Here is a 22,702-nt window from a genome sequence, read left to right as displayed (position 1 = left end):
CGCTAGCCCCCGGCCGCGTGGTACCGCCCGAGCGCGGTGAGCGGGAAGATCACCCGGTACAGGTGGTAGTTGATGTAGAAGTCACCGGGGAACCCGGTGCCGGTGAACTGCGGCTCGTCCCAGCCGCCGTCGGGTCGCTGGGTGTGCGCCAGGTACCGCACGCCGCGGCGCACCGCTTCGGTGTCGTGCCGCCCCACCGCCAGCAGCGCCAGCAGCGCCCACCCGGTCTGCGACGCCGTGGAATCGCCCCGGCCGATCCACTCCGGATCGTCGTAGGAGCGCATGTCCTCGCCCCAGCCGCCGTCGGCGTTCTGGTGGTCCTCCAGCCATCGCACCGCTCGCCGCAGCGCGCGGTCCCCGGACGCGAGACCGGCCCGCACCAGCGCCGGAACCACGGCGCCGGTGCCGTAGACGTGGTTGGCGCCCCAGCGCCCGAACCAGGAGCCGTCCGCCTCCTGGTTGTCCAGCAGCCACCGCACACCCCGCCGCAGCACCTCGTCGTCGTGGCCCAGCACGGCCAGCGCCTCCACCACGTGGGCCGTCACGTCGGCCGACGGCGGGTCGATGACCTCGCCGAAGTCGCAGAACGGCAGCTTGCGCACCAGCTGGCGGGTGTTGTCGGCGTCGAAGGCGCCCCAGCCGCCGTCGGCGGACTGCATGCCGCGCAGCCAGCGGACGCCGCGCTGCATCGCGCCGCGCACCGCCGCCCGGTCCGGGTGGTCCACCCGGTTCAGCGCGAGCAGCACCTCGGCGGTGTCGTCGATGTCCGGGTAGCCGTCGTTGTCGAACTCGAACGCCCAGCCGCCGCCGGGCGGCAGGTCCGGGCGGCGCACCGACCAGTCGCCCTTGACCCGGATCTCCTCCGCCAGCAGGAAGTCCACCGCCCGGAGCATCGACGGGTGATCGCCGGGCACCCCCGCGTCGCGCAGTGCCTGCATGCCGAGCACGGTGTCCCACACCGGCGACTGGCACGCCTCCAGCCGCCGCACCGGACCGGCCGGGGTCTGCTCGCGGATCAGGAAGCGGTCCAGCCCGGCCAGGCCGTGCCGCAGCACCGGGTGGTCCAGCGGGTAGCCGAGCAGGTGCAGCGCCAGCAGCGAGTACACCCACGGCGGCTGGATCCCGCCCCAGGAGCCGTCGGCCTCCTGCCGGGCCACGATCCACTCGGCCGCGCGCCGCATCGCGTGCTCGCGCAGCGCCCTGACCGGTCTCCGGTGGTAGCGGTGCAGGATCCGGTCCAGGGAGTGGAAGGCGTACTTCCACGACCACTGCGGACGGACGCGTTCGGCGGGCCGGCCGGTGCGCAGTTCGTGGACGGTGATGCCGAGATCCCGGCGCGGCCGCAGCGTGCACACCACGGTCAGCGGGACCACGGTCTGCCGCGCCCAGCAGCCCCAGTCGGCCACGTTCAGCGGGAACCACTCGGGCAGCAGCACGAGTTCCGGGGGCATCTCGGGCAGTTCGTCCCAGGACCACTCGCCGAACAGCGCCAACCAGATCCGGGTGAACACCCGGGTCGCTTCCAGGCCGCCCCGCGACAGGATCCAGCTGCGCGCCGCCACCATGTGGTCCGCGGCCACGTCGTCGCCGGCGAGCTTGAGGGCGGTGTAGGCCTCCACCGTGGTGGACAGGTCGCCGGGGCCGCCGTGGAAGTTCGCCCAGGTGCCGTCGGCGCGCTGCTGCGAGCGGATCCAGCGGGCGGCCTGCTCGGTCTCGCCGGCGGTGCGGATGCCGAGGAACTGCCGCAGCAGCAGGTCCTCGACGTCCATCGTCACGTTGGTCTCCAGCTCGCCCTTCCACCAGCCGTCGGGGTGCTGCAGCGAGAGCAGGTGGTCGCGGGCGGCGGCCAGCGCGGTCCGGGCGTCCGCGGCGGGGACCGCGCGGGCGGCCTGCTGCAACTGATCGGTCAAAGCTTCCTCCGCACGATGAATTCGGCCAGCTCGGTCAGGGATTCGGTCGCGGTGCGCTGCCCGTCGGGCAGCCGCTCGTAGGCGGTGGCCAGCCGCCGCCGGCACTCCAGGCGGGTCCACTCCGCCGAACCGGCGCGCTGCACCATTTCGGCGGCCTCGTGCAGCTGGTCCTCGGTGAGCGGTTCGGCCTGCGCGTACAGCCGGTGCAGGCGGTCCCCGGCCGCGGTCCCGGAGCTCAGCGCGTGCACGACCGGCACCGACTTCTTGCGGGTGCGCAGGTCGGAGAGCACCGGCTTGCCGGTGACCTCGGGATCTCCCCAGAGCCCGAGGAGGTCGTCGACGAGTTGGAACGCCATCCCCAGCTCGGTGCCGAAGGCGTGCAGCCGGGTCACGGTTTCCCTCGGCGCGCCGACGAAAAGGGCGCCGATGGAGGACGCGCACGCGAGCAGCGCGGCCGTCTTGTCGTGCGCCATCCGCAGGCATTCGTCGAGCCCCACCGCCGCGCGGCGCTCGAAGTCCAAGTCGGCGGCCTGGCCTGCGATCAGGGTGCGGGTCGCGGTGGTCAGCGACAGGGCAGCCGCCGCCGCGTGCCGCGACGGTGCCTCCAGCAGGATCTCGGTGGACAGCGCGAGGAGCGCGTCGCCCGCCAGCAGCGCGGCCGGTTTCCCGAAGACGGTCCAGGCGGTCGGCCGGTGGCGGCGGGAGGTGTCGCCGTCCATCACGTCGTCGTGCAGCAGGGAGAAGTTGTGCACGAGTTCGACCGCGGCTGCCGCCGCCACCGGATCCTCCGCGGCGACGCTGCGCGCGGACAGCAGCACCATCGCCGGCCGCAGGGCCTTGCCGCCACCGCCGTCCGGCGTGCCGTCGGCGTTGCTCCAGCCGAAGTGGTACTCGCACACCCGGCGGGTGTCCGGGTCGAGCCGGGCCACCGCGGCGCGCAGCGCCGGATCCACCGCCTCCCTGGCCGTGTGCAGGGCTGGTGGCAGGACGGTCGTCATGCGGTCACCTCCACGCCGCGTTGCGATCGCTGGTCGAGATCCACTACCTCGGCGGCGTGCGTGCCGCTGAGCACCGCTCCCTCCGTCGTGTCGGGCCAGCCGGTGGCGGTCCACGCCCCGGCGAGCACCAGACCGGGCACCGGAGTGCGGGCCTGCGGCCGGATCGCGGCGGTGCCGGGCGCCTGCCGGAAGGTCGCGTTGGGTTCGCGGGTGACGAAGAAGTCGAGGACCCGCGCGGCGCGGGCGTGCGGGAAGACCTGCCGCAGCGCGGGGACGAACAGGTCGTGGAGGTCCTCGGTGCGGGCGTGGATGTGCTCCTGCGCGGCGGACAGCGAGATGGCCAGGTACTGCCCGCGCGGTGCGCCGGAGATGGCCGTCCGGTCGAAGACCCACTGCAGCGGCGAATCCAGCACCGCGGCCATCTCCAGCCCGGTGACCCGGCGGTCGTAGAGCACGTGCACGTTGACGATCGGCGCCGCCGACAACCGCTCCCACGCGGCCACGCCCGGCACGGGCAGGTCCGCGACGAGCGGCGCCGCCGCGCGGTGCGGCACGGCGACGACGACCGAGTCGGCGGTCAGCACCGAGTCACCGGTGCCATCCCGCACCGGAATCCGGAAACCCGTGCCCGAGCGGTGGATCGTGCGGGCCTTGCAGCGGACCCGGACGTCGACTCCGGCCGCCAGCAGCGCGCGATGCGACGCCTCGCCGTGCAACTGCCCGAGCGGCACCTGCGGAATCGCGATGTCGGCGCTGTCGGTGGAATCCAGCACGCCGGTGCGGAAGACCTTCGTCGCCAAGGCCATCGACGCGTCCTCCGGCGCGGCGTTGAGCGCCGCCACCGCCAGCAGCCCCCACAGCGCGTCGACGGCGCGCGGTGACTCGCCGCGCTGCCGCAGCCACTGCCCGAGGCTGATGTCGTCCAGCGCGGGATCGTCCGGGTCGAGCCGCCGCAGCGCTAGCGCGGTGCGCGCCACCCGCGCGCGTTCCGCCGCCGTCAGCATCCGGTAGTCCAGCAGCGACGGGGCCAGGTGCGCCGGGGCCGGGAGGTTCCAGCGGCGCAGCACCGAAGGCCGGTCGACGGGGCTCAGGACCGGGACGTGGAACCGGGGTTGCATGCTGATCGAGCCGGCCACGCCGAGGCGCCGCAGCAGGCCGCGGTAGGCCGTGTAGCAGCGCAGGAACACGTGCTGCCCGGTGTCCACCACGAGCTCGCCGCGCGCGAAGGAGTAGGTCGCGCCGCCCAGCCGCGGCCGTGCCTCCAGCAGCCGGACCTCGAAGCCCAGTTCGGCGCAGCGCAGCGCCGCCGTCACGCCGGCCAGCCCGCCGCCGACCACCACCACCCGCCCCCGGTTCACGGCGCCATCCCCGCCAGCGACCGCGCCGCGACGCCCGCCTTCCGCCAGCCGGACAGGGAGGTCCGCTGCTCCAGCGCGGCGCGCGGGTCGGCGGCGATGCGCGCCAGCAGCTCGTGGTAGATGCCGGCCATCGACGCGCAGCACGCCCGGCTGCGCCGGTCGAGCATGGGCAGCAGGCGGAGCCCCTCGGCGTACCACTGCTCGGCGCGGGCGGCCTGGAAGCGGATCAGCCCGTCCCACCGCTGCGGGTCCTCGACCGCGCCGTTGCCCGGCTCCAGCCGGACGCCGAACCGCGCCAGGTCGTCGGCGGGCAGGTAGACCCGGCCGGACAGCTGGTCCTCGCGGACGTCGCGCAGGATGTTGGTCAGCTGCAGGGCGACGCCGAGCGCGTCCGCGCGCGCCTCTGCGATGGCGGGATCGATGGTGCCGAACACGCCCAGCGACAGCCGCCCGATCGAGCCCGCCACGCACCGGCAGTAGTGCAGCAGCTCCTCGAAGGTGCCGTACCGCACGCCGCGGACGTCGGCCTCGCAGCCGTCGATGAGCTCGTCGAAGGCCGCCAGCGGCACCGGCAGGCGCGCGGCGGAGTCCGCGAGCGCCACCAGCACCGGGTCGGCGGCGTCGATGCTCGCCGCGTGGACGGCCCGGCGGGCCTCCTTGAGCTGCCGCAGCTTCTCGTCCCTCGGCAGGTCGCCGTCGCCGATGTCGTCGACGCGGCGGGCGAAGGCGTAGACCGCCGACAGCGCCCGCCGCTTCGGCACGGGCAGCAGGCGGATCCCGTAGGAGAAGTTCCGCGCCTGTTCCCGGGTGATCCGCTCGCACTCCAGGTAGGCGTCCCGTATCCGGGCCCAATCGGTCACCAGGTTCCCCCCAACACGTACAACCGCCCCCATTCGGCGAACGTGCGCCACTTGCCCGGCCGCACGTCCACGCGCAGCGGGTCGTGCTTCGCCGCGGCGAACGCGGCCGCGGTGGCGCGGCCGCCCGCGACGTAGCCGGCGACCGCCACCCGGGCCATCCCGGACAGCTCGCCGACCAGCGGCGCGCCCGCTTCGAGCATCCGGCGCGCGCGGTCGACCTCGTACCTGATCAGCCCGCACAGCCGCGTCGAAGCGCGGTCGGCGAGCAGGTCCTGTTCCTGGCAGCCGAAGCGGCGCATGTCCTCGGTCGGCAGGTACACCCGGTCCTGCTGGTAGTCCTCGGCGATGTCCTGGCAGTGCTCCAGGACCTGCAACGCGCTGCACACCCGGTCCGACAGCGTGATCAGCACGGGTTCGGCGCGCCCGAAGACGTGCAGCACCGCTTCGCCCACCGGGTTCGCCGACAGCGCGCAGTAGTCGAGCAGCTCGGTGAAGGTGCGGTAGCGCCGCACCCGCTGGTCCTGCCGGTTGGCGTCGATCAACTTGACCAGCACGTCGTACGGAATGGCACACTCGGCAACCGTGGGCGTCAGCGCCTGCAGCATCGGGATCCGGGCCGTGGCGTGGTAGGCCCGCTTGAGATCGACTTCCAGGAAGTCCAGCAGCGCGGCACGGTTGCCCGGCGCCTCGTCCCCGGCGTAGTCGACCAGCCGGAAGAAGCCGTACAGGGCGTGCAGGTGTCGCCGCAGCCCGCGCGGCAGGATCCGGGAGGCGACCGGGAAGTTCTCCGACCGCATCCGGGCGAGCACCGCGGCACTGCGCGGAAAATCACCCGAACGTGGCATCCCGTCCGCGTGTTCGGAATCCCCGCCGGTCACCGCGCCATCAGGCAGCGACAAGACCATCGACCCTCCCCCCTATCCGCCGGCGCAGGAGGCGCAAACGGCATCGTATGAGCACCTCAGCGGCACCGCAGGGCGAGCAACGCGCGATCCGTTTTCCCGTGATTCGTAACGCTGTTCGACACCCGGCCGAGCCAATCCACATAGGACTCAAGATCGACGGTCGGAAGCCCGATCGGAGCACGTCGAGACCACAGTGGACAGTGCGGGTCGCGGCCGCCGGTGATCATGCTCGCGCAGGCGGTTCCGGCGCCTACCGGCATTCGGGTGGCGGGCATTGACATCGGGGCGGCAACCCCACAGCGTTGATCGCAATCTTCGTTGATCGCAATCTTCGAGATCAGCCTGGCAGCACGCGTAACGACGAAGCCGCACGCTCGTTCAATGTCCTGAACCATCCCCACGGGGAGGGAGCGCGGGATGTACCGGGGGTTGCCCACCGTCCGAGGCCCGATCAGCGACGCCCTCCTGCAGGCCGGGCTGCTGCTCGACTTCGCCGTGCGCACCGCCGCGGCCGCCTTCCGGTCGGTGCGCCGGGCCCGGTTCAGCTGGACGGAATTCCTGCAGCAGGCCTGGTTCCTGGCCGCCGTCACCACGCTTCCCGCGCTGCTGGTGACCATCCCGCTGGGCGTGGTGGTCGCGCTGAACGTCGGCTCGCTGGCCGGGCAGCTCGGCGCCCAGGGCTACGGCGGCGCGGTGGTGGCGTTCGTGATCGTCGGCCAGGCCGCCCCGCTGATCTGCGCCCTGATGATCTCCGGCGTCGGCGGTTCGGCGATGTGCTCCGACCTGGGCGCCCGCAAGATCCGCGACGAGGTCGACGCGCTGGAGGTCATGGCGCTGCCGGTCATCGAGCGCCTGGTGGTGCCGCGCGTGGTGGCCGCGGCCGTGGTCAACGCGCTGCTGGCCTGCATCGTGCTGCTCGTCGGGATCGCCACCACTTTCCTGTTCCAGGTGTGGGTGCTCGGCGACGCGCCGGGCGCGTTCCTGCGCACGCTGACCCAGTTCTCCCGGGTGCCGGACTTCGTCGTCGCGCTGCTGAAAGCCGCCGTGTTCGCGGTGCTCACCGCGCTGGTGTCCTGCTTCAAGGGACTGACCGCCAAGGGCGGTCCGGGCGGCGTCGGCACGGCGGTCAACGAGGCCGTGGTGATCTCGTTCATCCTGGTCTTCGTCGCGAACACGGTGATCACCGAGCTGTACCCGGTGCTCGTCCCCGCCAAGGGGGAGTACTGATGGCGCCGCCCCGGTCGCGCTCCATCGTGGACGTGCTCGCCGCGGTGGGGCTGCACTTCACCTGCTACCTCCGGGCGATCGCGGCGATTCCGCACGTGCTGCGCCGGTACCGGCGCGACGTGGCCCGGCTGGTCGGCGAGATCAGCCTGGGTTCGGCGTCGCTGCTGGCCGGCGGCGGCACCATCGGCGTGGTGTTCGCGATGTCGTTCGTCTCCAGCACCCAGGTGGGCCTGGAGGGGCACCGCGGCCTGGACCTGCTGGGCCTGTCCCCCATGACTGGGCTGGCGGCGGCGCTGGTGAACACCCGGGAGATCGCCCCGCTGGTGGCCAGCATCGCGCTCGCCGCGAAGGTCGGCACCGGCTTCACCGCGCAGCTCGGCGCGATGCGCATCGCCGAGGAGATCGACGCGCTGGAGGCGATGTCGGTGCGGTCGCTGCCCTACCTGGTGAGCACCCGGATGGTGGCGGCGTTCCTGTCGGTCATTCCGCTGTACTTGGTGGGGTTGTTCGCCTCCTACCTGGCCACCGGGGTCGCGGTCGTGTCCATCAACGGCGTTTCCGAAGGCACCTACAACTACTACTTCCGGCTCGTCCTGACACCGGAGGACGTGCTGTTCTCGCTGCTCAAGGCCGTGGCGTTCGCGGTCGTCGTGACGCTGGTGCACTGCGCGTACGGCTACTACGCCGCCGGCGGCCCGGAGGGCGTCGGGAAGGCCGCCGGGCGCGCGCTGCGCACCAGCATCGTCGCCATCACCGTCGCCGACGTGCTGCTGAGCATCGCGTTCTGGGGAGTGCGCCCGACGCTGCCGGCCTTGGGGATGTAGCGGTGGCCGGACGGCGACGATCAGCAGCGCAACGCCGAACGGTGCTGGCCGTGCGCGGATTCGTCGCGCTGCTCGTGCTTTTCGTCGCCGCGACCGCGACGGTGCTCGGCGGCGCCGGGGCGTTCCGGTCGGACCCCGAGGTCACCACGGTGCTGCCTGCTGCCGCCGGGCTGATCCGGCCGGAAACACCGGTGCAGTACCGCGGTGTCCGGGTCGGGCGGCTCGCCGGCGTGGAGCCCGGCTCCGGCGGTTCGCGGCTGACGCTGCGGCTGGATCCCGACGACCTGGCCGCCATCCCGGGCGATGTCCGGGTGCGCCTGATGCCGCGCACCGTCTTCGGCGACCAGTACCTGGACCTCGTCGCCCCCGAATCGCCCGGCGGCACCGCACTGGCGGCCGGGTCGGCACTCCCGGCGGACGACTCCCGCCCGACGATGCAGCTCTACCACACGTACACCCGCCTCTACGAGCTGGTCGATTCCCTGCAACCGGCCCGGCTGCAGGTCGCGTTGTCTGCGCTCGCCGAAGCGCTGCGTGGCAGGGGCGCCCAGCTGGGCGGCGTGCTCGACGACGCCGCGCAGCTGACCGCAGGACCGCCCTTCGACGACCTCGGCGAGGACGTGCACGCGATCTCCTCACTCGGCGCGGACATCGCCGCCGCGACACCGGATGCGGTGCGGGCCTTGGACAACGCGGTCGCGTTGTCGGGCACGATCGTGCAGCGCAAGCAGGCGATCGGCGACCTTCTCGGCGCAGGGCTCGCGTTCACCGACCGGTCGCAGCGGTTCGTCGACGAGAACGCGCAGCGCATCATCCACATCGTGCGCGCCACCGACCCGATCGCCGAGGTCGTCGGCCGGTATCCCGACGCGGTGCGCGACGGGGTCGGCGGCCTGGACGCGTTCCTCGACGGCGCGAATCGCGCCTTCGCCACCGGATTCCTGAAGATCCGCATGTCCGGAACCCTGGACCGCCCGTACCCGTACTCGTCCGCCGACTGCCCCCGCTACCCCGGGCTGGCCGGGCCGAACTGCGGCGCGGCGCAGCCTCGCGGGCCGATCGGGCCGGTGGGCGGTCCGCAGGATCTCGACGCGATGCGGCAGCTGGCGCCGTTGCTGCCGGTCCCGCCCGCGGCGGCCCCGCCGTCGCCCGACGTGCTGGGCCTGCTGCTGGGCCCGGTGGTGCGCGGATCGGAGGTCGTCACGCCGTGAAACCAGCTCGCTCCGCCCTGATCCGGCTCGCCGCTTTCGTCACCGCGTCGGTGTTCTCCGGCGTGGTCGTGGTGAACACCCTGACCGATCCGATGACCGGCCCATCGGTGACCTACCACGCGGTTTTCACCGACGTGACGGGTCTGCAGCCGGGCAGCGCCGTGACCGTCGCCGGGGTGCGGGTCGGCGAGGTCGCCGAGGTGACCGCCCGCGACGGCCTCGCGCAGGTGTCCTTCGACGTGGCCGCCGAGCAGCGGATTCCCGCCTCGGGGCTGGCCGTCGTCCGCTACGCGGACCTCACCGGCGCCCGGGCGCTCTCGCTCACCCCGGGGCAAGGCGGGCCGCCGCTGCCGGCCGGCGCGACGATCCCGGTCGAGCGCACCCGCCCGGCGCTGGACCTCACCGCGCTGTTCAACGGGTTCAAGCCGCTGTTCGAGGCCCTCGAGCCAGGGCAGGTCAACCAGCTGGCGGCCGAGATCGTCGCGGTCTTCCAGGGCGAAGGGGCCACCGTCAACGCGCTGCTGTCGCGCATCGTCTCGCTGACCGCCACCCTCGCCGGCCGCGACGAGGTCATCGGCGAGGTCATCGACAACCTCAACGCCGTGCTGGGCACCATGAACCAGCGGCGCGACGAGCTGCGCGGCCTGGTCGACGGGCTGGCCCGGCTGGCCTCGGAGACCGCCGCCAGCCGCGAGCAGATCACGGCCGCCATCGACGGCGGCTCGGCGGTGGCCCGCTCGCTGGCGGAGCTGCTCGGCGATCTCGGGCCCGGCCTGTCCCGCGATGTGCGCTCGGTGCGGGAGATCACCGCGATGCTGGTGCGCAACCAGCAGCAGATCGACGGCGCCGTGCAGGAGATGCCCGCGTTCCTCGGCACCCTCAACCGCACCACCAGCTACGGGTCGTGGGCGAACGTCTACCTCTGCAACCTCAGCGTCTACGTCGCCGGTGATCCCGTCGAGCTGGGCGTGGGCCCGCACACGGAGGTGTGCCGATGAGGAAGGTGCTGGTCAACGGCGCGATCGGCGCGGTCGTGGTGCTGCTCCTGCTGGCCGGTTCGGTCGCCGTGCCGCGCGTGCTGTTCCTGTTGCGCACCAACGAGTTCCACGCGGAGTTCGGCAACGCCGCCGGGCTCTCGGTGGGCACGCCGGTCATGGTCGCCGGGGTGCCCGCGGGGCGGGTGACCGAGGTGGCGCTGGCCGGGGACCGGGTGCGCGTGTCGTTCCGGCTCGACGACGCGCACGCCCTGGGTCGCGACACCCGCGCCGCGATCAAGCTGCGCACGGTGCTCGGAACCCGTTACCTGAGCGTGGATTCCGCCGGTCCCGGCCGGCTCTCGCCCGGCGACACCATCGCGCTGTCGCACACCTCGGTGCCCTACAGCCTCGACGAACTCCAGACGGCCGCGAAGTCCACCGCCGAGGGCCTGGACCTCCCGCAGTTGCGCGCCATGATCGACACCCTCGACGAGGTGTCGCCGGACGACCCGCGGCTGCTCGGCGACGCGCTGGGCGGCATCGCGGCCGCATCGGCGATCGTCGGGGAACGCGGCGCGCAGGTGCAGGAACTGCTGCGCGGCACGCAAATGCTCACCACGACGCTGGTCGAGCAGCAGGACACGCTGGTCGCACTGCTCGGCGACGCACAGCTGATCATCGACGCGCTGCAACAGCGCCGGACCGTGATCCGCCAGCTCATCACCGACGTGCACACCATCACCGACCAGCTGGACCGGTTGTTCCGGGAGAACCGGGACGTCCTCGATCCGCTGCTGGCGGACCTGCACGCGCTGACCGACTCGCTGGCGCGCAACGACCAGGCCATCGACGAGAGCCTGCGGCGGCTCGGTCCGGCCAGCCGCTACCTGACCAACGCGACCGGCAACGGCCCGTGGAGCGAGGTCACCGCGCCGCTGGGCCCGGTCCCGGACAACGTGCTGTGCGCCGCCGGGCTGTTCAAGGGGTGCCGATGAGCCGCAGAACGCTGATCGCGTGCGTCGTGCTGGTCGCGCTCGTCACCGGCGGCTGGTTCGGCGTGCTGGCACCCCGCGCCGATCTGGAGATCTCGGCCGATTTCGCCCTCGCGGACGGCATCTTCCCCGGCAACCGCGTCGCGATCCTCGGCGTCGAGGTCGGCCGGGTCGAGTCGGTGCAGCCGCAGGGCGCGACGGTGCGGGTGCGGATGAGCATGCCCGCGGACATCGCGCTGCCCGCCGACGCGCAGGCCTACATCATGAGCCCGGCGATCATCAGCGACCGCTACGTCGAGCTCGGCCCCGCCTACACCGGCGGGCCTAGGCTGGCCGACGGCGCGGTGATCCCGGTGGAGCGCACCCGCTCCCCCATCCGCTTCGACCAGCTCGCGAAGTCGCTGGACGCGCTGCTGAGCGCCGTCGGCCCGTCCGGTGGCGATCCCGGCGTGCTCGACCGGCTGCTGCGCAGCAGCGCATCGGCGCTGGACGGGCAGGGCCCGCAGATCCGCGGCGCGATCACCAACGTCGCGCGGGCCAGCGAGGTGCTGGCCGGCGGCAGCGGCGATCTCGGTGCGCTGCTGGAGAACCTGGACCGGCTCGTGCAGGTCCTCGTCCAGCACCGGGGCACCGTGGAGTCGCTGGCCGCCTCGACCGCGCAAGCGGGAGCGGATTTCCAGGCGCAGCAGCAGGAGTTCGGCGATGCCATCGGCAAGCTCTCCAACGTGCTGGTCGCCGTCGACGGCCTGCTGCGGCAGCACGGCGAACAGCTCGGCGGCGACGTCGGCAGGCTCGCCCAGCTCACCGGCACGCTGGCCGCCCGGCAGCAGGAACTCGCCGAAACCCTGGACACGATGCCGCTGGCGATGGACAACTTCGACCGCGCGATCACCGAGGACGAACGCCTCCGGCTGCGGCTGAACATCTCCGCCAACCTCAGCCAGTTCGACACCACCGCGCAGCTGTGCCGCCGGCTGCCGCTGCCGCTGTGCACCGGGGCGGGCATCACCAACCCCGTCCCGTTCCCGCCGGACGTCGAACCCCTGCGCGCGCTGCTCGGAGGTGACCGATGAACCGATCCGCGCCTGCGATGCTCGCGGCGGTGCTCCTGACCAGCTCGTGCGGGCTGAGCCTGCAGAACCTGCCAGTCGGCGACGGCGGTTCCGGGTACCAGGTCACCGCGGTGTTCTCCGACGCCGGGCGGCTGCCGATGGGCGGCGCGGTCCGGATCGGGCAGGCCGTGGTGGGCCGGGTGTCGGACATCGGCACCGCGGACTTCCGCGCCGTCGTGACGCTCGACATCGACCAGGACGTCCGCCTGCCCGCCGGCACCACCGCTCGCCTGGAGCTGGCCTCCCCGCTGGGCGAGGAGTTCGTCATCCTGCAGCCACCGTCCACATCGGATGGTGAGGTGCTCGGCGACGGGTCGGTCATCCCGATCGAGCGGACCTCCCGGGGCCCGGACGTCGAGAACGCGCTCGCCGCCGTCGCCACCCTGCTCAACGGCTCCGGGCTGGACCAGGCGCGGACCATCGTCACCGAGCTCAACACCGCGCTCGCCGGCCGCGAACAGCAGACGCGGGACCTGCTGGGCCGGCTGGAGCACATCCTGACCTCGCTGGACCGGCACCGCGACGAGCTCACCGAGCTGATCGACTCGGTGCACGCCACCTCGCGGCACCTGGCGGAGAACCAGGCCGTCCTGGACGCGGCGGTGACGCAGGTCCGGCCCGCGATCGACGCGCTGCTGGCCGAGCGCGAGCGGTTCACCGCGCTGCTGGACGACACCGCGTCGCTGAGCAACGCCACCGCCGCCCTGCTGGACCAGACAGACCAGTCCCTGACCAGGCAGGTCGAGCAGTTCCGGCCGGTGCTGGCGGATCTGCAGGCCCTGGACGGCAGCATCGGCACCACGGTGCAGTCGCTGCGCCGGTTCTACGGGTTGTTCCAGCAGGCCGCGCCCGGCGACTACCTGATGTTCAACGGCACGCTCGACGTGCCGGGCACCGTCGTGCAGCTGCTCGCCCCCGGCGCCCCGATGCCAGCGCCCGGCCAGGGTGGCGTGGGCGCGATCCTGCGAGGAGGCACCCGATGAACCGCCGCCTCACCCTGGCTCAACTCGCGCTGTTCCTGGTGATCAGCATCGCGTGCACGTACTACGTGGTCGCGAACGTGGCCGGCCCGCGGGCGCTGCACGAGCCGATGCGGGTCACCATGCGGATGACCGACAGCGCGTCGATCACGCCGACCTCCCAGGTCACCTACCGGGGCGTGGTGATCGGGACCGTCGCCGACGTGCGGCTCGACCCGGGCGGTGGCGGGGTTTCGGTGCAGCTGGCGCTGAATCCCGATGCCCGGGTTCCGGCCGACACCCGGGCGGTGGTCAGCATGGCCACGCCGCTGGCGCTGCAGACCGTCGACCTGCAACCGGAACACGACTCCGGCCCCTTCCTGCGCGACGGGAGCGTCATCGAGCGGGATCGGACCGAACGGCCGATGCCGCTGGAAACCATGCTGGTGCACTTCACCGAACTCAGCGAGCAGCTGCGGCCGGAGGACGTCGCGACGGTCACCGACGCCCTCGCCACCGGGCTGCAGGACGCCGGCCCGGAACTCGCCCGCATCCTGGACGACTCGGCGACGCTGCTAAAGGTGTTGCGGGCCCGGCAACCGCAGCTGCAAGGCGTGGTCGACGGGACGCGGACGCTCGTCGGCCCCGACGGCGCGCAGGGCGACCGGATCCGCGACCTGGCGGCGGGCCTGCGCTCGCTGAGCGATCAGATCCGGGACCGCGAACCGGAGATCAACCGGATCCTGGACACCGCGCCCGGCGCCACCAGGCAGCTCGCGGACCTGTTCGCGCGCAGCGATCCGGCGGCCACCGCCCTGCTGGGCAACCTGGTGACCACCAGCCAGATCGTCGCCGTCCGCGCGCCGGCGCTGGAGCAGCTGATCATCTCGCTGCCCGCCGGGCTTTCCGGGCTGGGCGGCGTGGTGCACGGCGACACCGCGGACTTCTACCTCGTCGGCACGCAGGGCCCGATCTGCGCCACGCCGCAGGAACGCCGCTCCCCCACCGAAGTGGCTCCCCGCGAGGCCGGGCTCGACTGGCACTGCCCCGCCGACCAACCGAACTTCGGCCAGCGCGGCGCGGCCAACGCGCCGCGCCCGGGTCCCTGGTATTCGATTCCGCTGCAAGGAGTTCGCTGATGACCGCCACCGCCACCGCAGCCGATCACGACGTCAAGCCCCAACCGCTCCGCAAGCCGCTACCGGTGCTCGCGCTGGTGGTCGTGATCCTCGGCGCCGTCGGCTACCTCGGCTGGCAGCTGCTCCAGGAACACTCGGCCGCGCAAGCCCGTTCCAGCGCGCTGGAGGCGGCCCGCACCTACGCCGCGGATCTGTCCACTTACGACTTCAACGAGCTGGACCGGAACTTCGCCGCGGTGACCGCGAACTCGCACGGCCAGTTCGCCGAGCAGTACAAGCAGATCAGCGCCGGGCTCACCGAGCTGATCAAGCAGAACCGGGCGGTCTCGCACGGCTCGGTGCTGTCGGCGGGCATCGTCGAGTCGGATCAGCAGCGCGCCGTGGTGGCGCTGTTCGTCGACCAGCAGATCACCAACGTCAACACGCCCCAGCCGCGCATCGACCGCAACCGCATGCAGATGACCCTCGTGCAGGTCGACGACCGCTGGCTCATCGACGACATCAAGCTGCTCTAACCGGTGACCACGGGAACCAGGTGGGCGCGGGCGAAGGCGCGGGACCGCGCGTCGTCGTCCGCCGGGATGCAGCCGGGCGGGCTGAGCAGCATCGAGTGCGCCAGCCGCACGAACACCTCCGCGGCGGGCTCGGGATCGAAGCTCCGCAGCCGACCGGCCTGCTGGTGCTCGCGCAGCTTCGCGGCGAGGTAGCCGCGGGCGACGGCCAGCACGGCACCGGCGTCCACGGTCAACGCCGGCAGCGCCGCTGCCGGTTCGAGCGTCAGCAGCCTGTTCAGCAGCGAATGCCCGCGCAGCCCGGTGATGACCGCGACGAAGCACTCCGCGATCTGCTCGGCGGGATCCTCGATGTGGTCGATCCGCTCGTCCAGCCAGGCGAGGAAGACGCGGACCTCCCGCATCAGCACGGCCGCCACGACCGCGTCCCGGTCCGGGTAGCGCCGGTACACCGTGGCGCGCCCGAGCCCGGCGCGGCGGGCGATGTCGCGCATCGTCGTCCGCTGGATGCCGACGTCCTCGAACGCCTCCCGCGCCGCGTCCAGCACTCGATCGTTCGCCGGTTCCGCGAACGGGCGCCGCAACGCACCTTCCAGCGCGTCGGGCGTCATGTGGCCACCGGGCAGGCCGCCTGCTTCGCCCGGCGTTTGGCCTGGTGGCCGTGGAACGAGTCCGGGCCGAGGTCGGCGATCTCGTAACCGTCCGGATAGGACAGCGGATCCGGGGCCACCGGGCGGGAATCCGGCCGGACCGGGCCCATCCGCACCAGCCCGGCACGCACCTTCAGCGCCGCCTCGGCGGCCTTGCGGCCGACGCCCGCGACCTGCGGGAACCCGAACGCGGTCAGCAGGTGCGGCTCCATCAGGAAGCGCGCCGCGCGCGCCACGGCCGGCGACAGCAGGCTCGGGTACCAGGCTCCGAACAGCTCCAGCGTCGCGTCGGCGACCCGGCGGCCGCCCGCGTCGAACGCGAAGTGCTCGCGCTCGTAATCGTCGAAGAGCCGCTCGAACTCCGCATAGGTCTGCGGGATGCCGGAGAGCTTCATGCCCTCGCCGAGCCGCCGCATCGTGTTGGTCAGCGCCCGCACCTCGCGCGGGTGCAGCTTCCGCCAGCCGAACTGGTCGATCCAGCGCACCGGCGTCACGACGAACGTCGACAGGGTGTAGACGTAGTCCTCGTTGCTGATCCGGAACCTGCCGTGGATGGCGTTGAGCTGCTCCAGCGCCTGCCGCCCGCGGTCGCTCTCGGTGCCCCAGTGGAAGATCTCGAACAGGATCAGCACGGTGTCGTCGTAGCGCTTCTGCGCGGCACGCGTGAACTCGCCGGTGCGGTCGAGCAGGCGGCCGATGCTGGGCACCGCGTAGGTGCGGAACAGCGCGAATTCCAGGGCTTTCGTGATGTCCCAGGGGAATTCGTACTCGGCGAGCAGCCGGTAGATCTCCTCGCAGTCGCGGTCGGGATCGAGTTGGAGGATGCGCTCCAGCCGGTCGAAACGCCTCATTCGCAGCACCTCGTCTCGGGCGGGTGTTCGACGCCCCGAAGCTATCGACGGTGAGACACCTGGTCAACAGATGTCTCACCGTCCCGCCCCAATGGTCTAACGAGGGCCGTCGGCGCCGTCCAGCTGCTCGATGGTCGCGATCGACGGGCGCTCGGTGCGCTGGAGGTCGCGGGCGACGGCCTCCGCGTCCCGGAGCACGCGCACGGCGTTGTGCCAGGTGAGCTTGGCGAGGTCGGCCTCGGACCAGCCGCGGGTCAGCAGCTCCGCGATCAGGTTCGGGTAGCTGGCGACGTCGTCCAGGCCTCGCGGGGTGAAGGCGACGCCGTCGTAGTCGCCGCCGATGCCGATGTGGTCGATGCCCGCCACTTCGCGCATGTGGTCGAGGTGGTCGGCCACGGTCGCGGCGGTGGCGACCGGCCGCGGGGTGGCGTCCTCGTAAGCCCGCAACGCCTCCAGCGCCTCGGGTGTCGTGTCCAGCGGGTGGAAGCCCCGCTCGGCCAGGACGGCCTCGGCCTGCTTGCTCCATTCGATCGCCGCCGGGAGCACGAACTTCGGCACGAAGGTCGCCATCGCAACGCCGCCGTTGGCGGGCAGCGCGGCCAGCACGTCGTCGGGGATGTTGCGCGGGTGATCGCAGACGGCCCGGGACGAGGAGTGCGAGAAGATCACCGGGGCCCGGGTGGCGCGCAGCGCGTCCCGCATGGTGTCGGGGGCGACGTGCGAGAGGTCGACCAGCATGCCCAGCCGGTTCATCTCGCGCACCACCTCGACGCCGAACCGAGTCAGCCCGTTCGCAGCGGGCTCGTCGGTGGCCGAGTCGGCCCACGGCACGTTGTCGTTGTGGGTGAGCGTGAGGTAGCGGACGCCCAGTTCGTACAGGGCGCGCAGGGTGGCCAGCGAGCACGCGATGGAATGCCCGCCCTCGGCGCCCATCAGCGAGGCGATCCGGCCGGCGGCGCGGGCCGCGACGAGTTCGTCGGCGGTGTTCGCCAGCTGCAGGTGCTCCGGGTAGCGCGCGGCGAGGGCGCGCACGCAGTCGATCTGCTCGATGGTCGCGCTGACCGCCTTGTCGCCCTGGAACTCGGCCTTGACGTACACCGACCAGAACTGGCCGCCGACGCCGCCGGCCCGCAGCCGAGCCAGGTCGGTGTGCAGCAGCGCCGACTGGTCCTGGGAGATGTCGCAGCGGTCCAGGTCGTAGCCGACGTTCTCGCGCAGCGCCCAGGGCAGGTCGTTGTGGCCGTCGATCACCGGGTGCTCGGCGAGCAGCGCCCGGGCCCGCTCCAGCGCGGCCGTGTCGGTCATCTCCACACCCCAACCTTCCGAAAAATCATCACACCGGGTGAACCTCCGGCGAGCATATCCGGGCTCGGCGGGCCCCGGCGGCGACGCTTCGACGCCGCCTGATCGAATCGACGAATCCCGCCACGGCCCGCACCATCAAGGCATGGACCACATCCCCAGGCAGCAGGACGGCAGCGACCTGCCCAGCGTGCTCGCGGAGTACGGGCACTTGGCGGCGCAGCTGCCGGGCGCGTCGCGCCGCCGCACCGAGGAGCTGCGCGCCCGCCTGGCGGAGCTGGACGAACTGATCGACGAGCAGATCGCCCGCCTGACCCCGCCGGTGCGCGATCCCGCGGGGGAAGGTTCGGCGGTCGAGTGGCAGGAGGTCCGCGGCCCGTAGGCGGCGGGGCGGATCAGAAGACCGGCGGGTTCGGTTCGCACCGAGGTTCGGGTGCGGTCGGGTCGAGGCTCTGCTCGACGTAGTCGATCGCCCGGCCCGAATAGGTCATGGACAGGTGGTCGGAGGCGTCGATCGCGCAGCCGTCCTGCAACGTGATGTTGCGGACCGTCGCGCCGGGTCCGGCGGTCAGGAACGTCGACTCGTAGGGCGTGGTGACCTCGTCGTAGCGGGTCGCGATCACGTGGTAGTCGACGCCGGGCACGGTGTCCCCGTCGGCGTTGAGCTCGGTCATGAACTCCGAGCCCTGCGCCTGCTGCGTCGCGGCCTCGCCCAGCACCAGCTGCCCGACGCCGAGCAGTCGCAGGTGGTCGGCCAGCGTCGCGAGGCCGCTGAGGGTGGTGCCGTGGTGCGTCGCGCCGAGCGTGACCAGGTTGCGGACCTTGTTGTTCGCGGGATCGTCCAGGTCGGCGCCGCCTTCGGCCTTCAGGTACTGGCGGGGTACGACGCCGCCCTGGGAGTGGCCGACGATGTCCACTTGGGACGAATCGGTGGCGGCGAGCACCTCGTCGACGAAGTCGGCGAGCTCGGCGGCGGAGCGGCGGATGTCGCCGGTGCCCTTGACGGCCGGGTGCAGGCCGGCGCCGTTGTCGTCGGAATCGCCGTAGTCGAGCCCGAAAACGCAGTAACCGTCCCGTTTCAGCGCCGGGGCGAGTTCGGCGAAGTTGTTGTACCGGTTCTCCCAGGTGCCGTGCACGAGCACCACGGGACGCGGGTGCTGCGAGGTCGGCCGGCAGGACCAGTCGTTGGTGCCCGGGGCGTCCACGTCCGGGTTGAGCATGGAGAACCCGAACGCGGGCGGAAAGCTGTGCAGCTCCGGACCTTCGGGGCTGCGCTCGGCCGCGCTCACCGATGTCGCGCCGAGCATCCCGGCGGCGGTCAGGGAGCACAGCATGAGCATGCGGTGCCGACGGCTGATCGTCATTGATCCTCCAGGCGATCGTCGTGATCGCGACAGATGCTACTCGCCAGTAGGGATCTGATCGGCAGAATCGACGGCCTAATCCGTTGGGCCGGCAGCAGTATTCCGGGCCTTCGCCAGCGCGGCCTGCGCCCAGGGCACCACGACGAAGCCGCGTTTGACGGTCAGCGCCTCCACGTTCGCCTGCCAGCTGCGGACCCCGTCGATGCGGCCGAGGGTGCCGGTGACGAAGCGGTAGAGGTCCGCGGTGGTCGGCATGATCACCTCACAGACCAGCGAGTACTGGCCCAGCAGGGCGGCGACGAACCGAACGCCGCGATGCTCGGAAAGCCGCGCGGCGACGGCTTCCAGCTTCGAGGGCTCGACGGAAACGAACAGCAGGACCTCGGCCTCGTACCCGAGCGCGGCAGCAGGCACGAGCGTCACGGTCTCCACGCAGCCCTGGCGGAAGAGCGCCTCGCAGCGCCGCCGCACAGTGCTCTCGTTGACGCCGAGCTGTTTGGCAAGGCTCTGGAAACCGGCGCGACCGTTCTCGTGCAGCAGCGCGACGATCCAGCCGTCGAGCTCGTCGAGGTGCGAGTCTTCGCACAGGTGCAGCGTGCGCGGCTCGGACAGCACGCTGGCGCTGCCGAGGAGCTGGCGGCTCCAGTCCTGCCCGATCTTGTAGGTGTGCAGCACGAGGTCGGCGACGCTGTCCCGCACCCACGGGATGCCCTGCAGCTCCTCCACCAGCAGCGCGTGCAGCCCGGCCCCGTTCGGGACCTGGATCTCGACGATCAGGTCGTGTTCGCCGGTCAGCACCGCCAGGAAGCGGACGTCCGGACGGTCCGCGAGCGCAGCGGCCGTCACCAACTGCTGACCGGCCGCGCAGGACACCCGGACCAGGAACAAGTCGCCGTCGCCGCCTTGCTGCAGCCTGGTCAGCGTGGTGATCCGCACGATCCCGTCGGCCAGCAGCTGCTGCGCGCGCCGGGCCACCGTGGTCACCGAGGTGCCCACCACGCCCGCGATGTCCGTCCAACTCGCCCGGCCGTTGACCTGCAGGGCGGCCACGATCCGGCGATCGAGGTCGTCTAGCTGCTCCACGGCGGGCTACTGCTGCTCGTCGACGAAGCGCCGCGAACGCCGCTCTATGTCGGAGAAGTGCCTGGCCATCTCCCCGGCTGCCGCGTCGCAATCACCGGCGCGAATGGCGTCGACGATGCGCTGGTGCTCGTCGCCGATCTCGTCGCGCACCACCTCGGGCGGATCGATCTCGGCTTCGACGCGGTGGTAGACGGTCCAGAACAGGTCGATGAGCTGCACCGCGATCTCGTTGCCGACCGGCCGGTACAGCGCCTGGTGAAACCGCCGATCGGCCTCGACGACGTCGCCGCTGCGCATCTCGGCGATGCACGACTCGAGCTCGCCGATCAGCTCGTCGTCGGCGTGCTGCGGCACCTCGGAGATCAACGCGGTCTCCAGGATCCGCCGCAGCTGGAGGAAGTCGGCCAGCGTGGAGGCGTCCTGCCGAGCGGACTGCCGAGCGCGGAACAGCAACCCGGGAAGCAGCGCGGTCACCGGCGCCTCCCCGACGAAGGTCCCGTACCCGTGCCGGATGTCCACGATGCCGAGGGTGTGCAGCGCCCGCAGCGTCTCCCGGATGGAGTTGCGACTAGCGCCGAACTGCGCCATCAGCTGCGGCTCGCTCGGCAGCGGAGCGCCCGGCGGCAGCCCGGACTCCAGGATCAGGTCGACGACCTTGTCCTGAAGCAACTTGCCGCCACCCGCCATCAAGCCCTCCACCGATCAAGCACCACCAACGTTGCCCGAACATCCTACGTCCGACGTCCTCCGCACGACCACACCCACCTGGGCATCATGCCGCGCCCGCCGGGCCCCGTGGTGCGGGGATGAGCTCCCGGAGGTACTCGCGATGCTGGGCGGGTAGCGCTCTGCCGCCTGGTCTGGGTGTTCGTCTGGGGTCCACTGTGGGCGGTGGGATGAACTCGGGCCGCCCGTCACGCATGGTGATGTCCCAGCGCTGGTTGTGAAGCGAGCGGTGGTGGTGACCGCAGAGCATGACCATGTTGTCCAAATCAGTGGCACCACCGTCGGCCCAGTGCTGGACGTGGTGCGCTTCGGAAGTTCCCGGCGGTCGGTCGCACCCGGGGAAGGCACACACGCCATCACGTCGAAGCAACGCGGCTCGAATGTGAGTGGGCGCGGTTCGCTTCGCCCTGCCCACATCCAACGGGAGACTGTCGCCGTCGAGGACGATCGGCAGGATTTCGGCGTCGCAGGCGATCCTGCGTGCGTTCTGGGCAGTGATGGCGCGTTCGGTGTTGAGCGTGCCGGGCATGCCGTCCTCGCCGATGACCTCCAAGCCCCGCTTGAGGTCCTCGAAGTCGATGGCGATGGTCATCTGCGGCCGCTGTCCACCGGTGCGCGGCATCCCATCATGGTCCAGCGCCAGGTCCAGCAATGCGGCGAACCCGTCGGCGTTCCGCTGCCCGGCCGTGCGCGGGTCTTTCTCTCCGTCGATCTCGGGTCGGGGCGCGGCCAGCGGTTGCATGAGCGCAGCGAACTTCGCCCCGGTTTCACGGTCCAGCTTCGCCTTGATGACGGTCATCCCGTCCCGGGCGGTCGCGTAGTGCAACTCGCGTGCTTCGTGTTGGGTTTCTTCGTCGCGGTAGGCGCCGTCCTGGTCGAGCAGGTAGCGGATGCGTTCGGCGAGTTTCTCCAACTCCCTCGGCGACATCGTCCGCGCATACCCGGCGAGGGTTGATTCGACCTCGGCGACCTGGTGGCAGCGGGCGTACTCGGGTAGGCGTCGGATTCCGTTGACGATGACGCGCGCGTGCTCCAGCCCGATCGCGCCTTCAGAGAGAGCGTGAGCTGTGTCGGGAAGGTCCGGAGGCATCGTCTCGCCATACAGGGTCCGCCGGTCTTCAACATTGCGGGCCACCGTGACACGGCTTTTCGCGTCACGCGGGTCGATGTTGAGAAGCCCCTGTAGCCAGACCTGTAGCGATCGGGTGGTGGTCTCGGTGTGGATGGCGCGGTGGTCGGCTTCGGCGATGTATTGCAGTTGCTCCCACATCAGCACCCGCATCTCCTTCTCCAGTTCTTGGATACGGGCCGCGAGTTCGGCATCGGTGCAGGACACCGCCGACCACGGACCAACGAGGTCCCTGGTCGTGTCCTGGGTGTTCAGTAGCGGTGTCATACCTCCATTCTCCTGATTCGAACATGCGTTCGCACTGTTTTTATGGTCGCTTGATCAGGTGAAACACCCCGCCATGGGTCGTGAAAACCGAGTCATGTCAAGGGAAACGGTCACGACACGCCGAAGGCGACCCCCTCCACCACCAAACCCCGCGCCACTATCGGCCGTGCGCACCGTGCCCGGCGACCAGGGGTCGATTTCCCGCGAAGTCGAGTCATCCCCACAACGGCCCGACCCCTGTGACGGATCAACCCGAAACCAAACCCCACCAGCCCCGGCCAACCCGAAAACGGCCACCCCGCAACGCAAGCCGCAAACGAGCCAACCCACACCGGGCCATCCCCGC

General features: G+C 71.6%; 22 protein-coding genes. 10 read left to right on the top strand and 12 right to left on the bottom strand.

What is annotated here, in order from left to right; all coding sequences use genetic code 11:
* Positions 1-2: 2 nt before the first annotated feature.
* Genes shc through hpnC form a run of 5 tightly spaced genes read right to left on the bottom strand, consistent with a single transcriptional unit; the run spans position 3 to position 6,031 of the window.
* Positions 3-1,910, bottom strand: a complete 1,908-nt coding sequence (shc, locus tag AB0H93_RS34990) for a squalene--hopene cyclase (RefSeq protein WP_358578945.1) — start codon at positions 1,908-1,910, stop codon at positions 3-5.
* Entirely contained in the window at positions 1,907-2,908 is a 1,002-nt protein-coding gene (locus AB0H93_RS34985; protein WP_358578943.1) for a polyprenyl synthetase family protein, read from the bottom strand. Before AB0H93_RS34985 ends, shc begins: the two co-directional genes overlap by 4 nt.
* Positions 2,905-4,266, bottom strand: a complete 1,362-nt coding sequence (gene hpnE, locus AB0H93_RS34980) for a hydroxysqualene dehydroxylase HpnE (RefSeq protein ID WP_358578940.1) — start codon at positions 4,264-4,266, stop codon at positions 2,905-2,907. The genes AB0H93_RS34985 and hpnE overlap by 4 nt, the downstream gene beginning before the upstream one ends.
* A complete protein-coding gene (hpnD, locus tag AB0H93_RS34975) occupies positions 4,263-5,126 on the bottom strand; it encodes a presqualene diphosphate synthase HpnD (protein ID WP_358578937.1) in 864 nt (287 codons plus the stop codon). Before hpnD ends, hpnE begins: the two co-directional genes overlap by 4 nt.
* A complete protein-coding gene (gene hpnC / locus AB0H93_RS34970) occupies positions 5,123-6,031 on the bottom strand; it encodes a squalene synthase HpnC (protein ID WP_358578934.1) in 909 nt (302 codons plus the stop codon). Before hpnC ends, hpnD begins: the two co-directional genes overlap by 4 nt.
* A gap of 417 nt (positions 6,032-6,448) precedes the next feature.
* Between hpnC and AB0H93_RS34965 the strand changes: the two genes are divergently transcribed.
* The 9 genes from AB0H93_RS34965 to AB0H93_RS34925 are packed head-to-tail and all read left to right on the top strand — an operon-like array spanning position 6,449 to position 14,987.
* Positions 6,449-7,258: an ABC transporter permease gene (locus AB0H93_RS34965; RefSeq protein WP_132491342.1), complete on the top strand. Its 810-nt coding sequence runs from the start codon at positions 6,449-6,451 to the stop codon at positions 7,256-7,258.
* Positions 7,258-8,082, top strand: a complete 825-nt coding sequence (locus tag AB0H93_RS34960; protein ID WP_358578931.1) for an ABC transporter permease — start codon at positions 7,258-7,260, stop codon at positions 8,080-8,082. The genes AB0H93_RS34965 and AB0H93_RS34960 overlap by 1 nt, the downstream gene beginning before the upstream one ends.
* Before the next feature lie 50 nt (positions 8,083-8,132).
* Positions 8,133-9,293: an MCE family protein gene (locus AB0H93_RS34955; protein WP_358578928.1), complete on the top strand. Its 1,161-nt coding sequence runs from the start codon at positions 8,133-8,135 to the stop codon at positions 9,291-9,293.
* Positions 9,290-10,291 (top strand): MCE family protein, encoded by a 1,002-nt coding sequence (locus AB0H93_RS34950; protein ID WP_358578926.1) that lies wholly within the window; start codon positions 9,290-9,292, stop codon positions 10,289-10,291. The genes AB0H93_RS34955 and AB0H93_RS34950 overlap by 4 nt, the downstream gene beginning before the upstream one ends.
* Positions 10,288-11,265, top strand: coding sequence for an MCE family protein (locus AB0H93_RS34945; protein WP_358578924.1), 978 nt, complete (start codon positions 10,288-10,290; stop codon positions 11,263-11,265). Before AB0H93_RS34950 ends, AB0H93_RS34945 begins: the two co-directional genes overlap by 4 nt.
* On the top strand, positions 11,262-12,335 hold the full coding sequence (locus AB0H93_RS34940) for an MCE family protein (RefSeq protein ID WP_358578922.1): 1,074 nt from the start codon (positions 11,262-11,264) through the stop codon (positions 12,333-12,335). The genes AB0H93_RS34945 and AB0H93_RS34940 overlap by 4 nt, the downstream gene beginning before the upstream one ends.
* Complete coding sequence (locus tag AB0H93_RS34935) at positions 12,332-13,357, top strand: MCE family protein (RefSeq protein WP_358578919.1); 1,026 nt, start codon at positions 12,332-12,334, stop codon at positions 13,355-13,357. Before AB0H93_RS34940 ends, AB0H93_RS34935 begins: the two co-directional genes overlap by 4 nt.
* Entirely contained in the window at positions 13,354-14,472 is a 1,119-nt protein-coding gene (locus AB0H93_RS34930) for an MlaD family protein (protein WP_358578917.1), read from the top strand. The genes AB0H93_RS34935 and AB0H93_RS34930 overlap by 4 nt, the downstream gene beginning before the upstream one ends.
* A complete protein-coding gene (locus tag AB0H93_RS34925) occupies positions 14,472-14,987 on the top strand; it encodes a hypothetical protein (protein ID WP_358578915.1) in 516 nt (171 codons plus the stop codon). The genes AB0H93_RS34930 and AB0H93_RS34925 overlap by 1 nt, the downstream gene beginning before the upstream one ends.
* On the opposite strand, the gene AB0H93_RS34920 is transcribed toward AB0H93_RS34925, so the two are convergent.
* The 3 genes from AB0H93_RS34920 to AB0H93_RS34910 all read right to left on the bottom strand — a co-directional run bounded on the left by AB0H93_RS34920 (position 14,984) and on the right by AB0H93_RS34910 (position 17,790).
* A complete protein-coding gene (locus AB0H93_RS34920) occupies positions 14,984-15,595 on the bottom strand; it encodes a helix-turn-helix domain-containing protein (protein WP_358578912.1) in 612 nt (203 codons plus the stop codon). The genes AB0H93_RS34925 and AB0H93_RS34920 overlap by 4 nt on opposite strands.
* Entirely contained in the window at positions 15,592-16,485 is an 894-nt protein-coding gene (locus AB0H93_RS34915) for an oxygenase MpaB family protein (RefSeq protein ID WP_358578909.1), read from the bottom strand. The genes AB0H93_RS34920 and AB0H93_RS34915 overlap by 4 nt, the downstream gene beginning before the upstream one ends.
* Before the next feature lie 96 nt (positions 16,486-16,581).
* Entirely contained in the window at positions 16,582-17,790 is a 1,209-nt protein-coding gene (locus tag AB0H93_RS34910) for a dipeptidase (RefSeq protein ID WP_358578907.1), read from the bottom strand.
* A 142-nt stretch (positions 17,791-17,932) separates the two neighbouring features.
* Here AB0H93_RS34910 and AB0H93_RS34905 point away from each other — a divergent pair, with 142 nt between their 5' ends.
* Positions 17,933-18,169 carry a hypothetical protein gene (locus tag AB0H93_RS34905; RefSeq protein ID WP_132491312.1) on the top strand — a complete coding sequence of 79 codons (237 nt, stop codon included), beginning with the start codon at positions 17,933-17,935 and terminating at the stop codon, positions 18,167-18,169.
* Between the two features lie 13 nt (positions 18,170-18,182).
* Here the strand turns inward: AB0H93_RS34905 and AB0H93_RS34900 are convergent, their stop codons facing one another.
* The 4 genes from AB0H93_RS34900 to AB0H93_RS34885 form a co-directional block, all read right to left on the bottom strand.
* Positions 18,183-19,151, bottom strand: a complete 969-nt coding sequence (locus AB0H93_RS34900) for an alpha/beta fold hydrolase (RefSeq protein ID WP_358578904.1) — start codon at positions 19,149-19,151, stop codon at positions 18,183-18,185.
* A gap of 75 nt (positions 19,152-19,226) precedes the next feature.
* A complete protein-coding gene (locus AB0H93_RS34895; RefSeq protein ID WP_358578902.1) occupies positions 19,227-20,234 on the bottom strand; it encodes an Lrp/AsnC family transcriptional regulator in 1,008 nt (335 codons plus the stop codon).
* A 6-nt stretch (positions 20,235-20,240) separates the two neighbouring features.
* The gene (locus AB0H93_RS34890) at positions 20,241-20,921 is read right to left on the bottom strand and encodes a FadR/GntR family transcriptional regulator (RefSeq protein WP_358578899.1); all 681 of its coding nucleotides are present in this window, start codon (positions 20,919-20,921) and stop codon (positions 20,241-20,243) included.
* Positions 20,922-21,006: 85 nt separating this feature from the next.
* Complete coding sequence (locus AB0H93_RS34885) at positions 21,007-22,296, bottom strand: DUF222 domain-containing protein (protein ID WP_358578897.1); 1,290 nt, start codon at positions 22,294-22,296, stop codon at positions 21,007-21,009.
* Between the last annotated feature and the right edge of the window lie 406 nt (positions 22,297-22,702).

This window comes from Saccharopolyspora sp. NPDC050642 (assembly GCF_040654735.1).
Taxonomy (GTDB): domain Bacteria; phylum Actinomycetota; class Actinomycetes; order Mycobacteriales; family Pseudonocardiaceae; genus Saccharopolyspora; species Saccharopolyspora elongata.
This window is presented reverse-complemented; position numbering and strand designations above follow the sequence as displayed.